Here is a 17,373-nt window from a genome sequence, read left to right on the forward strand (position 1 = left end):
GTTGGCCTGGCGTAACTACTCTGGGCTACCGAACGGATACAACTAGCTCTGCAGTGGGGGCTGTCAGTGACGCACATCAACGTTCTGGATCCGGGAGCCTCGCCGCTCGACTACTACGGCTTCGAGCTGCGCCGCCACCGAGAGGTCGCCGGCCTGACGCAGAAGCAGCTCGGGGACATCCTCAACTACACCGGCTCGATGGTCGGCCAGATCGAAACGGCCCGGAAGCTCCCGACGCCGGAGTTCAGCCAGCGGGCGGACACGGCGCTGGAGACGGGCGGGTTGCTGTACCGGCTGGTCGATCTGGTGCTGCGGAGTCAACTACCGGCGTGGTTTCAGCAGGTGGCGGAACTCGAAGTACGGGCCACGGAGATCGGCACCTTCCAGACGCACATGGTCCACGGCCTCCTCCAGACCGAGGCATACGCCCGTGCCGTCCTCAGCGTGCTGGACGAGTCCAACCTCGACGACCGCACCGCCGTGCGACTGGCTCGTCAGCGCATCTTCGAGAAGAAGGAGCCGCCGGTCTTCTGGATGATCGTCAGCGAGGCCGCGTTGTACCAGGAGATCGGCGGCCGTGAGGTCATGCGGAACCAACTCGCGCATCTGTTGGGCTTCGAGAGCAATCCGCGGATCAATGTGCAGGTGCTGCCGTTCTCGGCGGGTGCGCATGCGGGGCTGACTGGCTCGTACAACGTCTACCGCTTCGCGAGCGACCCGACCATCGTCTATACGGAGGGCTACGGCAGCGGGCATCCCACCGCCAACCCGGACACGGTCAAAGACTGCTCGCTCCGTTACGATCATCTGCAAGCCGCCGCGCTCTCCCTCAGGGATTCGGCGGACCTGATCAGGCGGGCAATGGAGGAACGCTATGGCGAGCAATGCGATTCCGACGGGGATCCAGTGGCGTAAGTCCAGCTACAGCGGCGATCAGGGCGGCAACTGCGTCGAGTGCGCGCCGCTCGGTCCTCTGGCCTGGCGCAAGTCCACGCACAGCAGTGACCAAGGCGGCGATTGCGTCGAGATCGCCGAAGCCCCCACCTGCGTAGCCATCCGCGACTCCAAGAACCCGGCGGGACCGACCCTCACCCTCGATCCCGCCGCGTTCAAGACCTTCATCTCCTGGACGTCCGCCGACTAAAGCACCCCGAAAGGGGCGCGGGGAACTGCGCGACCAGCCCCCACGCACCCGCAGCCGCCGAACAACATCTAAGACCCCTGCGTAGCGACGTCGAAGACGTGCATCACCCCCCGATCGCTGCCCTCCGGCAGGAGAACCGCGTCCACGACCTTCCCGGGGTCGAGCCCCGCCGGGCTCGTCGCGAACACGCGAAACGTGCCGTCGGTGCTCGGTCCAGCCGTGTTGTTGCGGCCTGTCACGGTGACGAGCGCCGTGTTGCCTGCCGACGCGGGCGCGGCCCAGTCGCCGAGTTCGACGGGGACCCGCTGAGTCGAGCCGTCCGTGTAGACCACCGTCGCCGTTCCCGCCGCAGGGCCGTTCGTCGCCAGGCCGAGGAAGGAGACGCTGTCGGCCCGTGTGTTCGGCAGGTCGACGCGCTGGCCGTGTGGGATCCAGTTGTCCGGCGTGCCCGGCGCGGTGTCGGGCCAGGTGAACGTGATCCCCGTACCGGCGATCGGGAGTCGGGCGCCGGGAGACGCTCCGGCCGCCGCGAGGCTCTCGCGGGACAGGGACCAGTCGCTGAGGTCGAGGGAGCCGAGGTCGCCCCGCCCGTCGGGGGTCGTACCGGCGTTGTTGCGCGCGTCGGTGCCGTCGGCGTAGGAGGGCGGCACGTCGCCGGCACCGGTGCCCCACGTTCCCGGAGTGGCCGACATCGAGAAGTCGAGCGTGCCCCCGGAGCGAACGAGCCTCGCATCGATCCAAGTCGCGCTCTGCGCCGCCCGGTTGACGCGCAGCCCGGTGGTGTACCGCTTCCCGTCCTCGACGCCCTTAGCCCTGATTCGGATGTCCCGGCGGTCCACGCCCACGGGGTCGATGGTGATCCTCTCGAACATCGGCGCGCTGACGACGAGGTCGCCGGTGCCGTAGATCGTCGGGAACACACCGAGGTGGGCGAACACGTACCACGCGCTCAGCGAACCCTGGTCGTCGTTGCCCGGCAGTCCCGACGGCGAGGTGTCGTACAGCTCCTCAACGGCCCTGTACAGCACGTCCGTTGCCTTCTCGGGCGCCCGCAGCCAGTTGTAGACCCACGGCGTGCTGAACGCCGGCTGGTTGGAGAGGTAGTTCCCGGTCTGGGTGTACGCGCCCGCGTCCAGCTGCTCCATCAGGACGTCGAGCGCCGTCGTCGACGCCTCGATCCCGCCGCGCTTCTCGATGAGCGCCGCGAGATTGTGCGGGACGAGCCAGCCGTACTGGTAGCCGGTGGACTGGTTGAACTGGCCGCGCCCCGCGCCGTCCTCACGTACCCGCAGGTCGAAGTTCCGGTCGAAGCCGGTGCGTTCGCGCGGGCGGATGTGCCGGGTCTGCGGATCGAAGACGTTCATCCAGTTCTGGGCGCGCGCCATGAAGACGTCGTACGACCGCTTGTCGCCGAGCCGCTGGGCCAGCTGGGCGATCGCGAAGTCGTCGATGGAGTACTCCAGGACCCGTGAGGTGGCGAAGTCGCCCTTGCGGTTCTCGATCATCCCGGTGGCGAGGTACTGGTAGCCGTCCGTGCGGGTCGTCCGCGTCGCGGGAAGCCGCTGCGTGGAGACCATGGACTTCAGCGCGGCCTCGCGGTTGTAGTCGGTCGCCCCCATGTCGTCCAGGGTCGACACGATCACCTGGAGGTTGTCCCCCTGCATACGGGCCGCTCCCGGCGCCCAGGAGCCCGTCTGCCGGGTGAGCTGCACGATCGACTGGTTGATGTCGCTCGCCACCTTCGGGAACGTGAGCCCGATGAGCTGCGCCTGGCTGCGGTACATGTCCCAGCCGGAGCCCGCGAAGTTCTTGTAGAAGTGACGGCCGCGCTCGACGGTGTGGACCTTGTTGTCGTAGCCGAGGTACTCGCCGTTCACGTCGTCCCGGATGTTCGGGTGCAGGAAGGCGTGGTAGAGGGCCGTGTAGAACGTCGTACGCCGCTCGTCGGTGCCGCCGTCGACGTCGATCGTGCTGAGCGCGTCCTTCCAGAGGCGTGCCGCCCGGTCCCGGACGGTGCCGAAGCCCGCCCTGCCGACTTCCCGGTCACGGTTCTCGGCGGCGTTCTCGACGCTGACGAAGCTGAGGCCGGTCTTCGAGGTCACCTTGGCGCCGTCGGCGAAGGTGATCCAGGCGCCGGTGTCGTGCCGGTAGTCGACGCTCACGTCGTCCGTGCTCTTCAGGACGTGCGTCGCGCCGGCGGTCATCCCGCCGTCCTTCCAGACGCCGTACGACGCGAAGTCCCTGTCGTACGTGGTCGAGAAGTACGTCTTGTAGTAGTTGCCGTTGTCGCACACGTCGACGCCGTACGTCCATCCGCTCACGGTGCGGGTCTCAGGGTCGATCGTCACCTCGCTGCCGAAGGTGCGGTTGTTCGGCCCCGACACGTCGAGGAGGAGCGTCGAATCCCCGCTCCTGGGGAAGTCGAAGGTGCTCACGGCCGTGCGCGCGCTCGCCGTGAGTCCGGCGCTGACGCCGTTGTCCAGGTCGACCGAGTAGTAGCCGGGGTCGGCGGTCTCGTTCGCGTGGTCGAAGCCCAGGTAGTAGTCCTTGATGTTCGTCGAGGGATCGACCGGCAGGACATCGTTGTCGAGGTGTCCGGCGAAGGGGATCACCGGGAACTCGTAGCCGCCGTAGCGGCCTGTGCAGCCGGAGCCGGAATACCGCGTCATGCCGAACCCGCGGATGAGGTCGGCCGTGTATTCGTACCCGCCCTTCTCGCCGACGAGCGCCGGGCCCGGCTTGTACGTGGTCGGGCTCGACTGCACCATCCCGAACGGCACCGCGGCGCCCGGGTAGGTGTTGCCGTACGCGTCGTTGCTCTTGTTCTGGGTCGTGTCCATCTCGGTGCCGATGAACTGGTCGACGGCCTCGAAGGGCGCGAGCTCCGAGGCCGCGGCGGTCGGGGCGGCGACGAGCGACGTCGACAGCAGTGCGGCCAGGGAGCAGGCCGCGCGCACGGGCAGGCGCCACGTGCGCGCGGATTTCCGGAAGGGCATGCGCGTTCCCTTTCACGCGGGGATCGGAATCGCGCAAGTATCCGGCCCGAAGTCGTTGTTCGTCCGACAGCCGGTCGACCTGCAGGCCAACGAACGGTGTGGCTCAGAACTACTCGACTCTGCGCGTGTGAAGCGTGACGCCTTCAGGGCCGGGGCGCGGAGGAGGCGGTGGTGCCGGCACGGGAACGGTTGGCGCGGATCTCGTCGTGGTGGTCGGCCGCCCAGCCGATCAGCTGCTTGACGATCTCGTTCAGGCCGCCGGCGAGCGGGGCGAGCGCGTACTCGACGCGCGGTGGCACCTCGGCGTAGGCGGTACGGCTGATCAACCCGTCCTCTGTGAGTTGGCGAAGGGTGTGGGTCAGCATGCGCTGGGAGATGCCCGGGATCTGGCGCTGCAAGTCGGTGTAGCGCATGGGGCCGCCCTCCAGGACGGCGATGATCAACATGCTCCACTTGTCGCCCACCCGATCGAGTACCTGGCGGATGAAGTCCATCTGTTCGGCGGGGATGCTCGCGCACGGCCCGACCGCAGCCGCCATCCCGATACCCGCGCTGTCCTGCATAGCGCCCATTCCTCTCCGTCGCGCACACCGATGTGCCTTTTGTATCGCCTTCCATACTGGCTCATCATGGCGTTACGAACGAATAGTAGGAATTGCAGGTCAGGGCACGAATGCAGCCCACGCCTGATCTACCCACCTGATCCACACGCCGGCCGGGCGTCCGGCCTCCGTATGTCCCGGCGGTCACAACACGGAAGAGATCTCACTGTGCCCACTCTCGCCATCGTCGGCGCCGGCCCCGGCATGGGCCTGGCCATAGCGCGCACCTTCGGCAGCCGCGGCTTCGACGTCGCCCTGATCGCCCGTACCAAGGAGAAGCTGGAAACGCTGGTCGACCAGCTCGGCCAGGAAGGCATCACGGCAGCCGCGTTCCCCGCCGACATCCTCGACCGCGCCTCATTGACCGATGCCCTTGACGCGGCCAAGGCCCACTTCGGTGGCATCGACGTACTGGAGTACTCGCCCGCCCCGCACTCCCCGGTGCCCGGCATCACCTTGGCCGCTCCCTCGGAGGTCACCGTGGACAATCTGCAGCCGATGATGGAGTACAGCTTCTACGGCGCCATCGCGGCGACCCGCACGGTACTGCCCGCGATGCGCGAGGCGGGTGCCGGGACCCTGCTGTTCACCACCGGCGGCGGTTCCGTGGACCCGGTGCCGATGTTCGGCAACGTCAACGCGTCCCAGGCAGCTCTGCGCAACTGGGTGATCAACCTGAACAAGGAACTGGCCGGCAGCGGTGTGCACGCCGCCCACGTGGCGATCAGTGTGTGGATCGGCGACGGCGGTCCGGAGGGCTTCCCAACGGCCACGTCCGAGGAGATCGCTCCTCTGTACTGGGACCTGCACGAAAACCGCGACCGCTCCGAGGCCGTCTTCGGGGCCTGACCGGCCGGCTCACCCCGAGGCCCAGCGGCGAGCTACTGATCGCGCTGGGCCTCTGTCTTGGCCTCGGCCAGGGTCTTGTGGACGACACCGACCGGGACCTTCACTCCGGCCGCGATGATGCGGATGGACGCCCCGCGCTCGCGGCGGGCCGCCTCCAGGCCGACCGCCCCTTTGACGCGTATCTGGGAACCGGCGCAAATCGCATCTGATGCGAACTGGCGTCATCTTGCGCCGTGTTGGCCGGGCGCGCATCGGGATGTCGCTGATCAGCAGCTAGAGGGTCACCGCCTACCTGCCGAGACGGGAGCGGGCAGGCCAGGCCCGTGTCGTTCCGCTTCGGGCTTCGCATCTGATACGAGATTCTCGCGCCGGATGCGATCTACGGAACGTGATGAATTGACGGGCAGGGACGGGGCGACGCCTGGGGTCGCACGGTTGCACCTGGCCGATGGGGTGCCGCTGCCGCGGCCGGAGGAGCAGGTCTTCGAGGCGATGCTGGACGGCTGGCGCAACCAGCAGCTGGCGCGGAACCTCACGTTGTCGACCGTCAACGGCCGTGGGCGCAAGGTGCGGGCGTTCGCAGCGCACGCGGACGCCTTCCCATGGAACTGGTCCTCGCCGCTGGCGGACGAGTGGTTCGGCGATCTGCGGGCGGTCCGTGGCCGCGTTCGCTCGACGCTGCGCAGCTACCAGGCGGCGGTGTGGCTGTTTTGCGACTACGCCACCGACCCGGCCTACGGCTGGGCCGCCGAGTGCGAGCGCCGTTTCGGACGCACCGGAGCGTTCCGCCACGTTGTCTTCCAGGCCGCGGCTCCGGTGGTCGCCCGGATGCTCGGCTACCACGACGACACCAGCGCCCGCCTCGCCGAAGAGGCCGGAGGAACCTGGCGGCACTATCCCCAGGTGACCACTCACGGTGACCACGAGCCCTCAACAGCCGAGGAATACGCGACCCCCGATTACGCGAGGTCGCCAGTTCTGGTCTCCTCGTACGCGCCGCACGAGTACAGCGAGGTGCAGGCGCTGGTGTGGCCGGGGCGAGGGCCAGCCATTGGGTAGCCAGGTCCAACGCGTCGGCCGCAGGACGTCGTTGACTGTTCTCGACCGCGCAGGAAGCCGAGGAAGCTATGGTGTGCATGAATGTCGGCTTTGGGAGGCGCGTGTGCCCGACGCACAGGACCTGGTGCTCTACCTCGACATCGATGCGGACAGCGCGGACTCGGCTGAACTCGAGCGGATACTCGGCAGGCTGGACGACGTATCGGCGGTACAAGTCGAACTCGAGGACACGGAGCGCAGCACGGCCCTTGAGGCGATCAACTCGTTCACGGTCGTCATCACCGCGTCCGGGGGCGCGGTCGGTGCCTCGGCTCTGCTGCTGAACGGGGTTCGCGAGCTCCTTGAGAGCGTGCAGGGACTGCGGAAGGCGTGGGTGCAGACCAAGGCCGGTCCCCGACCGATCGACCAGGCGGAGCCCGAGGTGGATCAGGGGCCCGCATAGGAGAAGCCGGCCCAGTAGTACGGGGCGCGCGATGCCATGGCCAGCTGCGCCGAGCGCAACGCTTCCGGAAGATCCAGGCCGTCCCCGCGCCACCGCCGGTACATCTCACGCATCAGCTCGGCGGAGGCCGCGTCAGGCACCTGCCACGACGAGGCGATCACCGCGCGGCAGCCGCTCACCAGCATCCCGGCGGCCAGACTGATCGCCTCGTCCGGCAGTTCGAGATCGGGCACGTTCGTCTGGCAGGCCGACAGCACGGCGACCAGCAGGTGATCCTGCGGTCGCTCGAACAGCTCGCGCAGCGTGAACCGCTCGCCCCCGGCGAGCTCCAGTCCGCTGGCCAGCGGGTCCTCGGGATCGGCCAGTCCATGGCATGAAGCGTGCAGCATGCCGACGCCGCCGAGGGCGTCCAGGATCGTCGCGCGATCGACTTCGTCGGGTTGCAGCACGCGAGCCGCGTCGAAGTATGCCGCGCCGTCCTTCACCTCCTCGTAGGCATGGTCGAGGGCGATGCCTGCGCCGGACGGCTGGGGAATCGCCAGGAATTTCGGCTCGAGTTCAGGGACCAGCCGCTGCCGCGCGAGGACGAGGGCGCCGGCCGACGGGACGTAACGGATGCCGACTTCCTCGAGTACGTACATCCCTTCACTGCTACGTGCGGCGTGCAGCGGCACGCCGGTGAGGTATGACGTCATGACGACGTGGACGGACGGGTAGCCCGCGACCGCCTCACGGATCGGCGCGTAGAGTGCGTCCCAGGCCCATGTGGTGACGCCCGTGACCGCGGCCCTGCGTGCCCCGGTGGGCCAGCTGCTGCCGTAGGTCGCCTGCTGGAAGTTTGCCACCGGTTCGGGAACCGGCCCGTGCGGGCAACCGGGAAGCGCGTGTGCGCTCGGTTCGCGATCCGGGTACAAGATGAACGCGGCGCCCGCCGGACGTCCGGGCACCAGGTAGACCAGCGGCGCATCGAGGTCAAGGCAGGTCATGTCCGGGATGTCGCGCAGACGCGAGAAGCCGGGCACTTTCCGTGCCTCGTCCTGGTAGTACATCACTCCGTCGCGGGCGGCTCCGCGGGATACGGCGGAGACATGCGGCGATCTGAAGGTCTCCAGCGCCCGACGCAAGGGGATCGCCAGATCGGGCCGCACCTCGCCGAGAAGGTGGAGATCCTGTTCATCGTGGGGAAATTGCTCACGCAGGGTGGTCATCCGCGCCCGCTCGATGTGCTCGACCGCTGACACCTCCCGGCCGGGGACGGTGGCCAGCGCGGGCGCGGCCAGCGCGATCAGATCGGCGATGTCGCGCAGGAACCTCAATCGGTCCTCCTGCCGCACCTGACGCTGTGCCAGGCCGTACAGCAGATCCAATGCGCTGCATGAGGCGTCTGCGACCCCTTCGTCGTCGCTTTCGGCCAGCAGCGCGTAGGCGAGAAGCGCCGACGCTTGCTTGAACACGAAAGCATTGCGGGTGCTCAAGTGCATGGCTCGGCGGTAACCGGCAGCGGTGCCGTCGATCAAGGCTGCTGCGAGTGCCGCCTCAGGATCCCGCGGATCGACCGAGCCCGCCCCGTCGATGAGTTGTCGCGCTTCTTGGAGGTCCTGCTCCGAACTCCCCAGCAGATAAGCGGCGTAGTGCACCAAGCCCAGCCCGGTCAGCCACTGGGCGCTCAGGAGATCACCGACCGGGATGTCAGGCCGGGGGTGACTCAGCAAGGTGTGGAACAGACCAGCCGCCTCGCTCAGCGCCAGTTGAGCGTCCTGTGCCGTGGTGTCCGGATGCGCCACGGAGACGCGCAGGCAAGTGGCCAGCACCGCCATCGTCAAGCCATCGCTGTATCTGTCCACGCATTCCCGCAGCGAGGGAATGACGCGATGGACCGCCTTCGGATCGATGCCCAGCTGGCTGCGCCGGACGGCGACCCGGCCGAGCACCAGGTGCACGTCGACCGCGACCGGCGGCGGGATCTCCCGGCCCGCGCCGAGTTCGAGCACCTGGCGGGCGTGCCGCTCGGCCTCGTCCAGGTCCGAGATCTCGAACCGGTAGTCGAAACGTTGGATATGACATGTCGCCGCTCCGGCCAGCGCCGCCAACAGGTCCTCGTTGAGCGGGAAGAGCGCCCGTCCGGCATGCGTCGCCGAGCGGATGCCGTTGAGGATGATGTGCAGCATATGGTCGAGTTCGGCGACGTTCTGCTGGAGCATCGAGCTCCACACGGTCACGACGACGGCATCGTGGTACAGCCGCAGCTGCTCGTCCGAGCCTGACTCCAGTTCGAGGATCTCGGCCCGCAGGTGGGCCGCATGCTGTTCCACGCGCGCCACACGGTCTATCGGCTCATCCGCTACGTCGTGATCAGATCCGGCCACTCGACCCCCTCCTCGAACTCACGGATCGCCTCCCGCGCGCCCACGCGCAGCGCGCGGCGGAACATGGCCCGGCGCAGATAGAGATCGCGCAATGCCACCAGGTCGACATCCGCCCATGCCTGATTCATCGGCGGCTGGAACATCGACTCGGCGACGAGGGCCGTCGGCATCTCCAGCTGCGCGGGGTGATCGACGAGGTACCGATGACGAAGCGCCTCGTCGCCCTGGCATACGTAGCCCGTGAAGAACTCACTGGGGAAGACAAGAGCGGTGTCAAATCCACTTGGTGCGAGCTGGGCCCTGGGCAGGATCGACGCCAACAGGTACTTGCTCGCGGCAGTCTGATCGGCTGCCATATGGCTCTCCCGCTCACGCCGATCGAAATATTCCCGCGCCGCGTCGCTCGACAGCTCCGGGTACTCCGTGAGCACTCGTTCCGTCTGAGCCTGGTCGGCGGGCAACAGCGCGTCTGCGAGCAGTTCCCAGTACCCCTCTTCGACACCGAAACGCCGGAAGACGCGCAGCAATCCCAGCCAGTGCTCGATTTTCGCGATGTATTCCTCGTCGTTCTGTTGCCGCAGCCGGCGCAGGGCCTCGTCCAGCCACACCAAGACCTCGTTGCCGAGCAGTGCCGGAGCCTCGCGCAGCGCGTCTCGCGCATCCCGAAGCGTCAGCGAGGTCATGAACCGGTCCAGAGCGTCGCGCAGCTGCGCCTCCTCCATGCGGGCACTATGGCAGCGCCGGGAGGGAATGTCGCTCTTTTCCTGACAGTCTCACCCGGCCCCGAGATCCACCCGCCTCATCAACAACCCTGTCCCCAGCACGCACGGCCGCGCTGTTGAGGCGGGGCGGGCTGCGCAGGCGGACCGTGTAGTCCCAGCGTCATGTCCGGGGCGACGGGTCGCGCCTCGCCGAGTTGCCCATGCAGGTCGTGCGGAGCGCGCCCGCTCGGAGTGCGAACGGGATCGGCGCTCGACCCCGCCTCGGTCAGCCGCTCAGCGTGCTCTGCCTGGCCGGCATCGTCTCCCTGGCGTTCGGCGCTCAGGGGTTCGCCGAAGGGCGGGCTTTCCGGGGATGCGCGGGAGCTGTGGGAGCAGATGTGGCTGTGTATGCCGCGTACATTCTCGACTCCTTCACGAAGCCCTTCGTGGGCCGGGATCCCGGAAGGCTGCGTCGGCGGTTCTCGGGGATTCCGGGCGGATGATCCCCGCGATGGCTGCACCAACCCAAGGTGTCTCGCCCTCGCCAACGGCCTCCAGACACGCGGCGTCGACCTGGTAGTCCTCGACCAGAGCATCGACACCTCCACCGCCTCGGCAGCATTCAGGCGACTGTGCACACCCGGCGATGACCAACCCCGCTGCCTATCGGCTACACCTGCTCAAGGTGTAGTCGGGGGCACAAGATCGGCTCCGAGTAAAACGCGTCCTGAGATCAACATGCGGTGGCCGCCCCTCCCTCCAGCAGAGCGACGACCACGCACGGTGAGCACGGACCCTCACCGCTGAGGAATACGCGACTCACGATTACGCGAGGTTGCCAGTTTCACGCCCCGGCTACAGCCGCTGAATGATCGTGCCGGTGGACAGCGCGCCACCCGCGCACATGGTGATGAGTGCGAACTCCTTGTCGGCGCGCTCCAGTTCATGCAGGGCGGTGGTGATCAGGCGGGCCCCTGTCGCGCCCACCGGATGACCAAGGGCAATCGCACCGCCGTTGACGTTGACCTTCGCCAGGTCCTGCTCGAAGACCTGGGCCCAGCTCAGCACCACGGAGGCGAAGGCCTCGTTGATCTCGACGATGTCGATGTCCTTCAGCGTCATGCCCGCCTTGCCCAGCACGGCACGCGTCGCGTCGATCGGGCCGTCGAGGTGGAAGTGCGGGTCGGCGCCTACGAGGGCCTGCGCGACGATCCGCGCACGTGGCCGTAGCTTCAGCGCACGCGCCATCCGCTTCGACGCCCACATGATGGCGGCCGAACCGTCCGAGATCTGCGACGAGTTGCCCGCCGTATGGATGGCTGTCGGCATGACCGGCTTCAAGCCGGCCAGCGCCTCCATGGACGTGTCGCGCAGGCCTTCGTCCTTGTCCACGAGCCGCCACATGCCCTGTCCGGCGCGCTGCTCGTCCTCGGTGGTCGGGACCTGGACGGCGAATGTCTCGCGCTTGAAGCGTTCCTCGGCCCAGGCGCCCGCGGCCCGTTCCTGGGAGATGAGCCCGAGGGAGTCGACGTTCTCCCTGGTCAGGCCGCGGTGGCGGGCGATGCGTTCCGCCGCCTCGAACTGGTTGGGCAGGTCGACGTTCCACTCGTCGGGGAACGGCTTCCCGGGCCCGTGCTTGGAGCCCGAGCCCAGCGGCACGCGCGACATGGCCTCGACGCCGCAGCTGATGCCGACGTCGATGACGCCCGCGGCGATCATGTTGGCCACCATGTGGGAGGCCTGCTGGGAGGAGCCGCACTGGCAGTCGACGGTCGTGGCGGCCGTCTCGTACGGCAGGCCCATGGTCAGCCACGCGGTGCGCGCGGGGTTCATGGACTGCTCGCCGGCGTGGGTGACGGTGCCGCCGACGATCTGCTCGACGCAGTCGGCGGGGATGCCGGTGCGGCCGAGGAGTTCACGGTAGGTCTCGCCCAGGAGATAGGCGGGGTGGAGGTTGGCGAGCGCGCCGCCGCGCTTGCCGATGGGGGTGCGTACGGCTTCGACGATCACGGGTTCCGCGGCCATGGGGGTGGTCCTTCCTCGGGTGACCCGCGCGGCGCGGGGGCGTCCCGGCCCAGCCCGCCACGCAGAACTAGTACGCGTTCTAGTTCTGTCAGCAGTTTGCTGACACGTCGTCCATTGCCGCAAGGGTCGTGCAGCCTCCGAAGTTGCGATCTGCACGAGTTCTGCACGCAATTGGGGGCGCCGTACCCCTTGCTACTTGTAGAACCCGTTACTACCTTCACGGCGATTCCCCGTTACTGATGGACCGTCAGATGGCCGGAGCCGCCGATGTCCTGTCCAGCGCTTCCCGACGGGTTCGACTTCACCGACCCCGATCTGCTGCAACACCGAGTCCCGCTGCCGGAGTTCGCCGAGCTGCGCCGTGCCGAACCGGTCCGCTGGATCCCCCAGGCGTCCAACCTGGCGGGTTTCCAGGACGAGGGGTACTGGGCCGTCACCCGGCACGCGGATGTCAAGTACGTCTCCACGCACCCCGAGCTCTACTCCTCCACCCTCAACACCGCGATCATCCGCTTCAACGAGCACATCGAGCGGGACGCGATCGACGCCCAGCGCCTGATCCTGCTCAACATGGATCCGCCGGAGCACACCCGGGTCCGCCAGATCGTCCAGCGGGTCTTCACGCCGCGCGCGATACGGGCGCTGGAGGACCGGCTGAGGGCTAGGGCGGGCTCCATCGTGGCGGAGGCCCGCGCCCACCCGGGCCCCTTCGACTTCGTCACCTCAGTCGCCTGCGAACTGCCCCTCCAGGCCATCGCCGAGCTGATCGGCATCCCGCAGGACGACCGGGCCAAGATCTTCGACTGGTCCAACAAGATGATCTCGTACGACGATCCGGAGTACGCGATCACCGAGGAGGTCGGCCAGGAGTCCGCCACCGAGCTCATCGCCTACGCGATGAACATGGCCGCCGACCGCAAGCAGTGCCCCGCGAAGGACATCGTGACGACCCTGGTGTCGGCCGAGGACGAAGGCAACCTCAACTCGGACGAGTTCGGGTTCTTCGTGCTGATGCTGGCCGTGGCGGGCAACGAGACCACGCGCAACGCCATCACCCACGGCATGCACGCCTTCCTCACGAACCCCGAGCAGTGGGAGCTGTACAAGGCGGAGCGTCCCGAGACGGCCGCGGAGGAGATCGTCCGCTGGGCCACCCCGGTCAACTCCTTCCAGCGCACCGCCACCCAGGACACCGAACTCGGCGGCAAGCAGATCAAGAAGGGCGACCGCGTCGGCCTCTTCTACGCCGCCGCCAACCACGACCCCGAGGTCTTCGACGACCCCGACACCTTCGACATCACCCGCGACCCGAACCCGCACCTCGGCTTCGGCGGGGGAGGCCCGCACTACTGCCTCGGCAAGTCCCTGGCGGTCCTGGAGATCGACCTGATCTTCAACGCGATCGCCGACGCGATGCCGGACCTGCGGCTGGTGGGCGACCCGCGGCGGCTGCGCTCGGCGTGGATCAACGGCGTGAAGGAACTCCAGGTGAGCCTGGCCTGACGCTCGGGCCGGCGGCTGCTCCCGGCGCGCCGCCGGCCCGTCCCGAGGGAGGCAGGAGCATCCTCCTACGCCCCGTTCCTGCCTCCCCCGCGACACCGGCATCTCACAGGACGTAGCGAGGGCATGACTCGCGGAGATTTGGCAACTCGGTGACCCACCCTTTGCCAGCCCGTGACCGAAAGCGCCCGGACCATGACCGCAACCTCAACCACAGCCGCGCCCGCGGCGGAGCCCCTCGCCACCCCGGTCAATTCCCACAACGAGTGGGACCCGCTGGAGGAGGTCGTCGTCGGACGTCTCGACGGCGCCACCATCCCCTCCGGCCACCCGGTCGTGACCTGCAACATCCCGGGCTGGGCGGCACGGATGCAGGGGATCGCCGCCGGCCTGCGGTATCCGCGCATGCTGATCGAGCCGGCCCAGCAGGAACTCGATCAGTTCGTCGAGCTGCTGCGCTCCCTCGGCATCACGGTCACCCGCCCCGACCCGGTCGACCAGCGGCGGCGCTTCGGCACCCCCGACTGGTCGTCGTACGGCTTCTGCACCAGCTGTCCGCGCGACAGCATGCTCGTGATCGGCGACGAGATCATCGAGACGCCGATGGCCTGGCCGTGCCGGTACTTCGAGACCCACCCCTACCGCACGCTCCTGAAGGACTACTTCCGGCGCGGCGCGCGCTGGACGGCGGCACCGAAGCCGCAGCTCACCGAGGACCTGTTCGACCCGGACTTCCGTGTCCCGAGGCCCGGCGAGCCGATGCGCTACATCCTCACCGAGTTTGAACCGGTCTTCGATGCGGCGGACTTCGTACGCGCGGGACGGGACATCTTCGTCACCCGGAGCAACGTCACCAACGGCATGGGCATCGAGTGGTTGCGCCGCCACCTGGGCCCCGGCTACCGCCTCCACGAGATCGAGAGCCGCTGCCGCACGCCGATGCACATCGACACGACCTTCCTCCCGCTCGCGCCGGGAAAGGTCCTGGTCAACCCCGAGTACATCGACGTGGACCACCTCCCCGAGGTCCTGAAGTCCTGGGACGTCCTGATCGCCCCCGAGCCGGACCCGATCGACGATCGCCTGCTCAAGGTCACCTCGATGTGCGGCAAGTGGCTCAGCATGAACGTCCTCGTACTCGACGGCACCCGCGTGATCGCGGAACGCCACCACACCAGGATGCTGCGCGCCCTCGAATCCTGGGGCTTCGAGCCCGTCCCGTCCGACCTGATGCACTACGCCCCGTTCGGCGGCTCGTTCCACTGCGCCACCCTCGACATCCGCCGCCGCGGCACGCTGGAGTCCTACATGTGAGGAACAGCGGGTAAGGCCATGTGAGGAACAGCGGGTACGGCGAAGGCGGCGGCCCCGGGGATCGGGGGGCCGCCGCCTTCGCCTGCTTGTGGGGGCCGGGATCAGTACCAGCCGTTGGCCTGCCAGAAGTTCCAGGCGCCGACCGGGCTGCCGTAGCGGTCGTTCATGTAGTCGAGACCCCACTCGATCTGGGTCTTGGCGTTGGTCTTCCAGTCGGAGCCGGCCGAGGCCATCTTCGAGCCCGGCAGGGCCTGGACCAGGCCGTAGGCGCCGGACGAGGCGTTCATCGCGTCGACGTCCCAGCCGCTCTCGTGCTCGACGATCTTGCTGAAGGCGTTGTACTGAGCGGTGCTCGGGATCATCTGCTTCGCGATCGCCTTCGCCTGGGCGGCGGAGGAAGCGGGCGCCGCGTGCGCCGGGGCCGCGGTCAGGACCAGGCCGGTGGCGGCAGCGGCCACGGCGGCGGTCGTGAGGGCCTTCTTCGGGGACGCGATGCGGCGAGCGATGCGGGAGACAGACACGGAGAACCTTTTTCTTCGGGGACAGTGCGCCGCGGACATGCCGGTGCCGCACGGAGGCGGGGGGAGCATGCGTCGGCGCCGCGGCCCCGAGGGGCACGTCGGCGCCGTGCGACGTCATCCAGAAGAACAGGCCGGGAGGGGGTCCGCAATGACCCCTTTTACTAGTTGCGGTCGCATCTGAGGTGATCGCGGCCTGTGTGACGTGGCTCTCTATGTGCAGGTCAGAGGGCGGAATGGCGTGGGCATGGCATCCGATTTGTCCGACTAAGCGGGATCGTAGGTGATCTGAGTCATGTGGGGTGGTTCACCGCCTCGCTGACAGACGGTCGACTCCGTCTCACTCAGCGGGAGCGTCGAATGTGACCGGCGCCTCGAAAGCCGCCCGTCGCGTGGCCCGGCGCAGGGCCCTGAGGATCACCGGGCCGAGCGTGACGGTGAGAACGACCGTGACGAGCGCACGGCCCAGGTCCCAGCCGAGCGACGTGGCCACGCAGTACGCGAGGAAGCGGGCCAGGTTCGCGGGGACGGCGGCATGCGGGTCGAAGGCGATGTTCGAGGCGAGCGCACCCATGAAGGGCCAGCCCGCCAGGTTCATCACCGTGCCGTAGGCGAAGGCCGCCAGGAATCCGTACGCGGCGAGGAGGACGATTTCGGTACGGCCCCGCAGACGTCGGGCGCCCGGCAGCAGGCCCGCGCCCATCGTGAACCAGCCCATCGCCAGCATCTGGAACGGCATCCACGGGCCCACCCCACCCGTGAGCAGTGCCGACGCGAACATGGTCACCGAGCCGAGGACGAAGCCGAAGCCGGGGCCGAGGACGCGGCCGCTCAGCACCATGAGGAAGAACATCGGCTCCAGGCCGGCCGTCCCGGCGCCGAGGGGCCGGAGAGCCGCACCGGTCGCGGCGAGCACACCCAGCATCGCCACCGCCTTCGGGCCGAGCCCCGACTCGGAGATCGTCGCCGCCACGACCGCGACGAGGAGCACGAGAAGGCCCGCGAACAGCCAGGGGGCGTCCTGGGCGTGGGCGCTGACCTGGGAGGTGGGCGGCGCGAGGAAGGGCCAGCCGAACGCGATCACTCCCACCGCGCTGACGAGGGCGAGGGCGGTGAGGGAGCGGGGGCCGAGGGGGACCACGCGTGCACTCATGCCAGGACTCATTCCAGGGCCTCCATCACCTGCGTGACCGTGAGCCACCGCTGGGGGGCCAGGATTTTCGTGACCTGCGGGGCGAAGGACGGGGACGACACGACGACGTCGGCTGTCGGGCCGTCGGCGATCACCTCGCCCTCTGCCAGGAGGACCACCCGGTGCGCGAGTTCGGCGGCGAGTTCCACGTCGTGGGTGGCGAGGATGATCGCGTGGCCCTGTGCGGCCAGTTCGCGCAGGAGCGTGACCAGGCGGGCCTTCGCCGCGTAGTCGAGGCCGCGGGTCGGCTCGTCGAGGAGCAGGAGTTGCGGGCGGGCGGTGAGGACGACCGCCAGCGCGAGCGTCAGCCGCTGGCCCTCGGACAGGTCGCGCGGGTGCGCGTCGTCCGAGATGCCGGGGAGGAGTTCGGAGACGAGGGTGCGGCAGGTTCCGGGCGCTGCGCTTGCGTCGGCGTCTGCGGCTGTGCACTCGCCGGCGACTGTGTCGGCGTAGAGGAGGTCTCGGGGTTCCTGGGGGACCAGGCCGACGGCTCCGCCGGTGGTGACGGTTCCCTCCGTGGGTTTTACGAGGCCGACCAGGGTGTTGAGGAGGGTGGATTTGCCGGCGCCGTTGCGGCCCATGAGGGCGATGGTTTCGCCGGGAGTGACGGTGAGGTCGATGTGGCGTAGGGCCTGGATGTGGTTGCGGGTTACGGAGAGGGTGCG

General features: G+C 68.4%; 15 protein-coding genes. 7 read left to right on the forward strand and 8 right to left on the reverse strand.

All coding sequences use genetic code 11. The features are described from left to right. The first annotated feature begins 66 nt into the window (after positions 1–66). Together KCH48_RS40570 and KCH48_RS40575 are read left to right on the forward strand one after the other, a co-directional pair. Positions 67–915: a helix-turn-helix transcriptional regulator gene (locus tag KCH48_RS40570; protein WP_210582652.1), complete on the forward strand. Its 849-nt coding sequence runs from the start codon at positions 67–69 to the stop codon at positions 913–915. Further along, positions 875–1,144 carry a DUF397 domain-containing protein gene (locus tag KCH48_RS40575; RefSeq protein WP_210582653.1) on the forward strand — a complete coding sequence of 90 codons (270 nt, stop codon included), beginning with the start codon at positions 875–877 and terminating at the stop codon, positions 1,142–1,144. Before KCH48_RS40570 ends, KCH48_RS40575 begins: the two co-directional genes overlap by 41 nt. Positions 1,145–1,212: 68 nt before the next feature. Here KCH48_RS40575 and KCH48_RS40580 read toward each other — a convergent pair whose 3' ends face one another. Both KCH48_RS40580 and KCH48_RS40585 read right to left on the reverse strand, forming a co-directional pair. After that, the gene (locus KCH48_RS40580; protein WP_210582654.1) at positions 1,213–4,140 is read right to left on the reverse strand and encodes a GH92 family glycosyl hydrolase; all 2,928 of its coding nucleotides are present in this window, start codon (positions 4,138–4,140) and stop codon (positions 1,213–1,215) included. A 143-nt stretch (positions 4,141–4,283) separates the two neighbouring features. Then, positions 4,284–4,703: a winged helix-turn-helix transcriptional regulator gene (locus KCH48_RS40585; protein WP_374104755.1), complete on the reverse strand. Its 420-nt coding sequence runs from the start codon at positions 4,701–4,703 to the stop codon at positions 4,284–4,286. Between the two features lie 207 nt (positions 4,704–4,910). Between KCH48_RS40585 and KCH48_RS40590 the strand changes: the two genes are divergently transcribed. The 3 genes from KCH48_RS40590 to KCH48_RS40600 all read left to right on the forward strand — a co-directional run bounded on the left by KCH48_RS40590 (position 4,911) and on the right by KCH48_RS40600 (position 7,092). Continuing rightward, positions 4,911–5,591, forward strand: coding sequence for an SDR family oxidoreductase (locus KCH48_RS40590; protein WP_210582656.1), 681 nt, complete (start codon positions 4,911–4,913; stop codon positions 5,589–5,591). A gap of 435 nt (positions 5,592–6,026) precedes the next feature. Further along, positions 6,027–6,650, forward strand: coding sequence for a hypothetical protein (locus tag KCH48_RS40595; RefSeq protein ID WP_210582657.1), 624 nt, complete (start codon positions 6,027–6,029; stop codon positions 6,648–6,650). Between the two features lie 103 nt (positions 6,651–6,753). Beyond that, positions 6,754–7,092, forward strand: a complete 339-nt coding sequence (locus tag KCH48_RS40600) for a hypothetical protein (protein WP_210582658.1) — start codon at positions 6,754–6,756, stop codon at positions 7,090–7,092. On the opposite strand, the gene KCH48_RS40605 is transcribed toward KCH48_RS40600, so the two are convergent. The 3 genes from KCH48_RS40605 to KCH48_RS40615 all read right to left on the reverse strand — a co-directional run bounded on the left by KCH48_RS40605 (position 7,077) and on the right by KCH48_RS40615 (position 12,184). Continuing rightward, entirely contained in the window at positions 7,077–9,293 is a 2,217-nt protein-coding gene (locus tag KCH48_RS40605) for a CHAT domain-containing protein (protein WP_210582659.1), read from the reverse strand. The two genes, KCH48_RS40600 and KCH48_RS40605, sit on opposite strands and share 16 nt — an antisense overlap. A 140-nt stretch (positions 9,294–9,433) precedes the next feature. Further along, the gene (locus KCH48_RS40610; protein WP_210582660.1) at positions 9,434–10,180 is read right to left on the reverse strand and encodes a hypothetical protein; all 747 of its coding nucleotides are present in this window, start codon (positions 10,178–10,180) and stop codon (positions 9,434–9,436) included. Between the two features lie 834 nt (positions 10,181–11,014). Continuing rightward, positions 11,015–12,184: a steroid 3-ketoacyl-CoA thiolase gene (locus KCH48_RS40615; protein ID WP_210582661.1), complete on the reverse strand. Its 1,170-nt coding sequence runs from the start codon at positions 12,182–12,184 to the stop codon at positions 11,015–11,017. A 267-nt stretch (positions 12,185–12,451) separates the two neighbouring features. On the opposite strand from KCH48_RS40615, the gene KCH48_RS40620 reads away from it, so the two are divergent. Further along, on the forward strand, positions 12,452–13,687 hold the full coding sequence (locus tag KCH48_RS40620) for a cytochrome P450 (RefSeq protein ID WP_210582662.1): 1,236 nt from the start codon (positions 12,452–12,454) through the stop codon (positions 13,685–13,687). Between the two features lie 192 nt (positions 13,688–13,879). Further along, a complete protein-coding gene (locus KCH48_RS40625; RefSeq protein ID WP_210582663.1) occupies positions 13,880–14,998 on the forward strand; it encodes an amidinotransferase in 1,119 nt (372 codons plus the stop codon). A 101-nt stretch (positions 14,999–15,099) separates the two neighbouring features. Here KCH48_RS40625 and KCH48_RS40630 read toward each other — a convergent pair whose 3' ends face one another. The 3 genes from KCH48_RS40630 to KCH48_RS40640 all read right to left on the reverse strand — a co-directional run. Further along, positions 15,100–15,519, reverse strand: a complete 420-nt coding sequence (locus KCH48_RS40630) for a transglycosylase SLT domain-containing protein (protein ID WP_210582664.1) — start codon at positions 15,517–15,519, stop codon at positions 15,100–15,102. Positions 15,520–15,856: 337 nt separating this feature from the next. Next, the gene (locus KCH48_RS40635) at positions 15,857–16,669 is read right to left on the reverse strand and encodes an ECF transporter S component (protein ID WP_374104756.1); all 813 of its coding nucleotides are present in this window, start codon (positions 16,667–16,669) and stop codon (positions 15,857–15,859) included. Positions 16,670–16,677: 8 nt separating this feature from the next. Continuing rightward, on the reverse strand, positions 16,678–17,373 hold a 696-nt coding region (locus KCH48_RS40640), incomplete at its 5' end, for an ATP-binding cassette domain-containing protein (protein ID WP_210582666.1).

The organism is Streptomyces sp. GESEQ-4 (genome assembly GCF_017948455.1).
Lineage (GTDB): Bacteria > Actinomycetota > Actinomycetes > Streptomycetales > Streptomycetaceae > Streptomyces.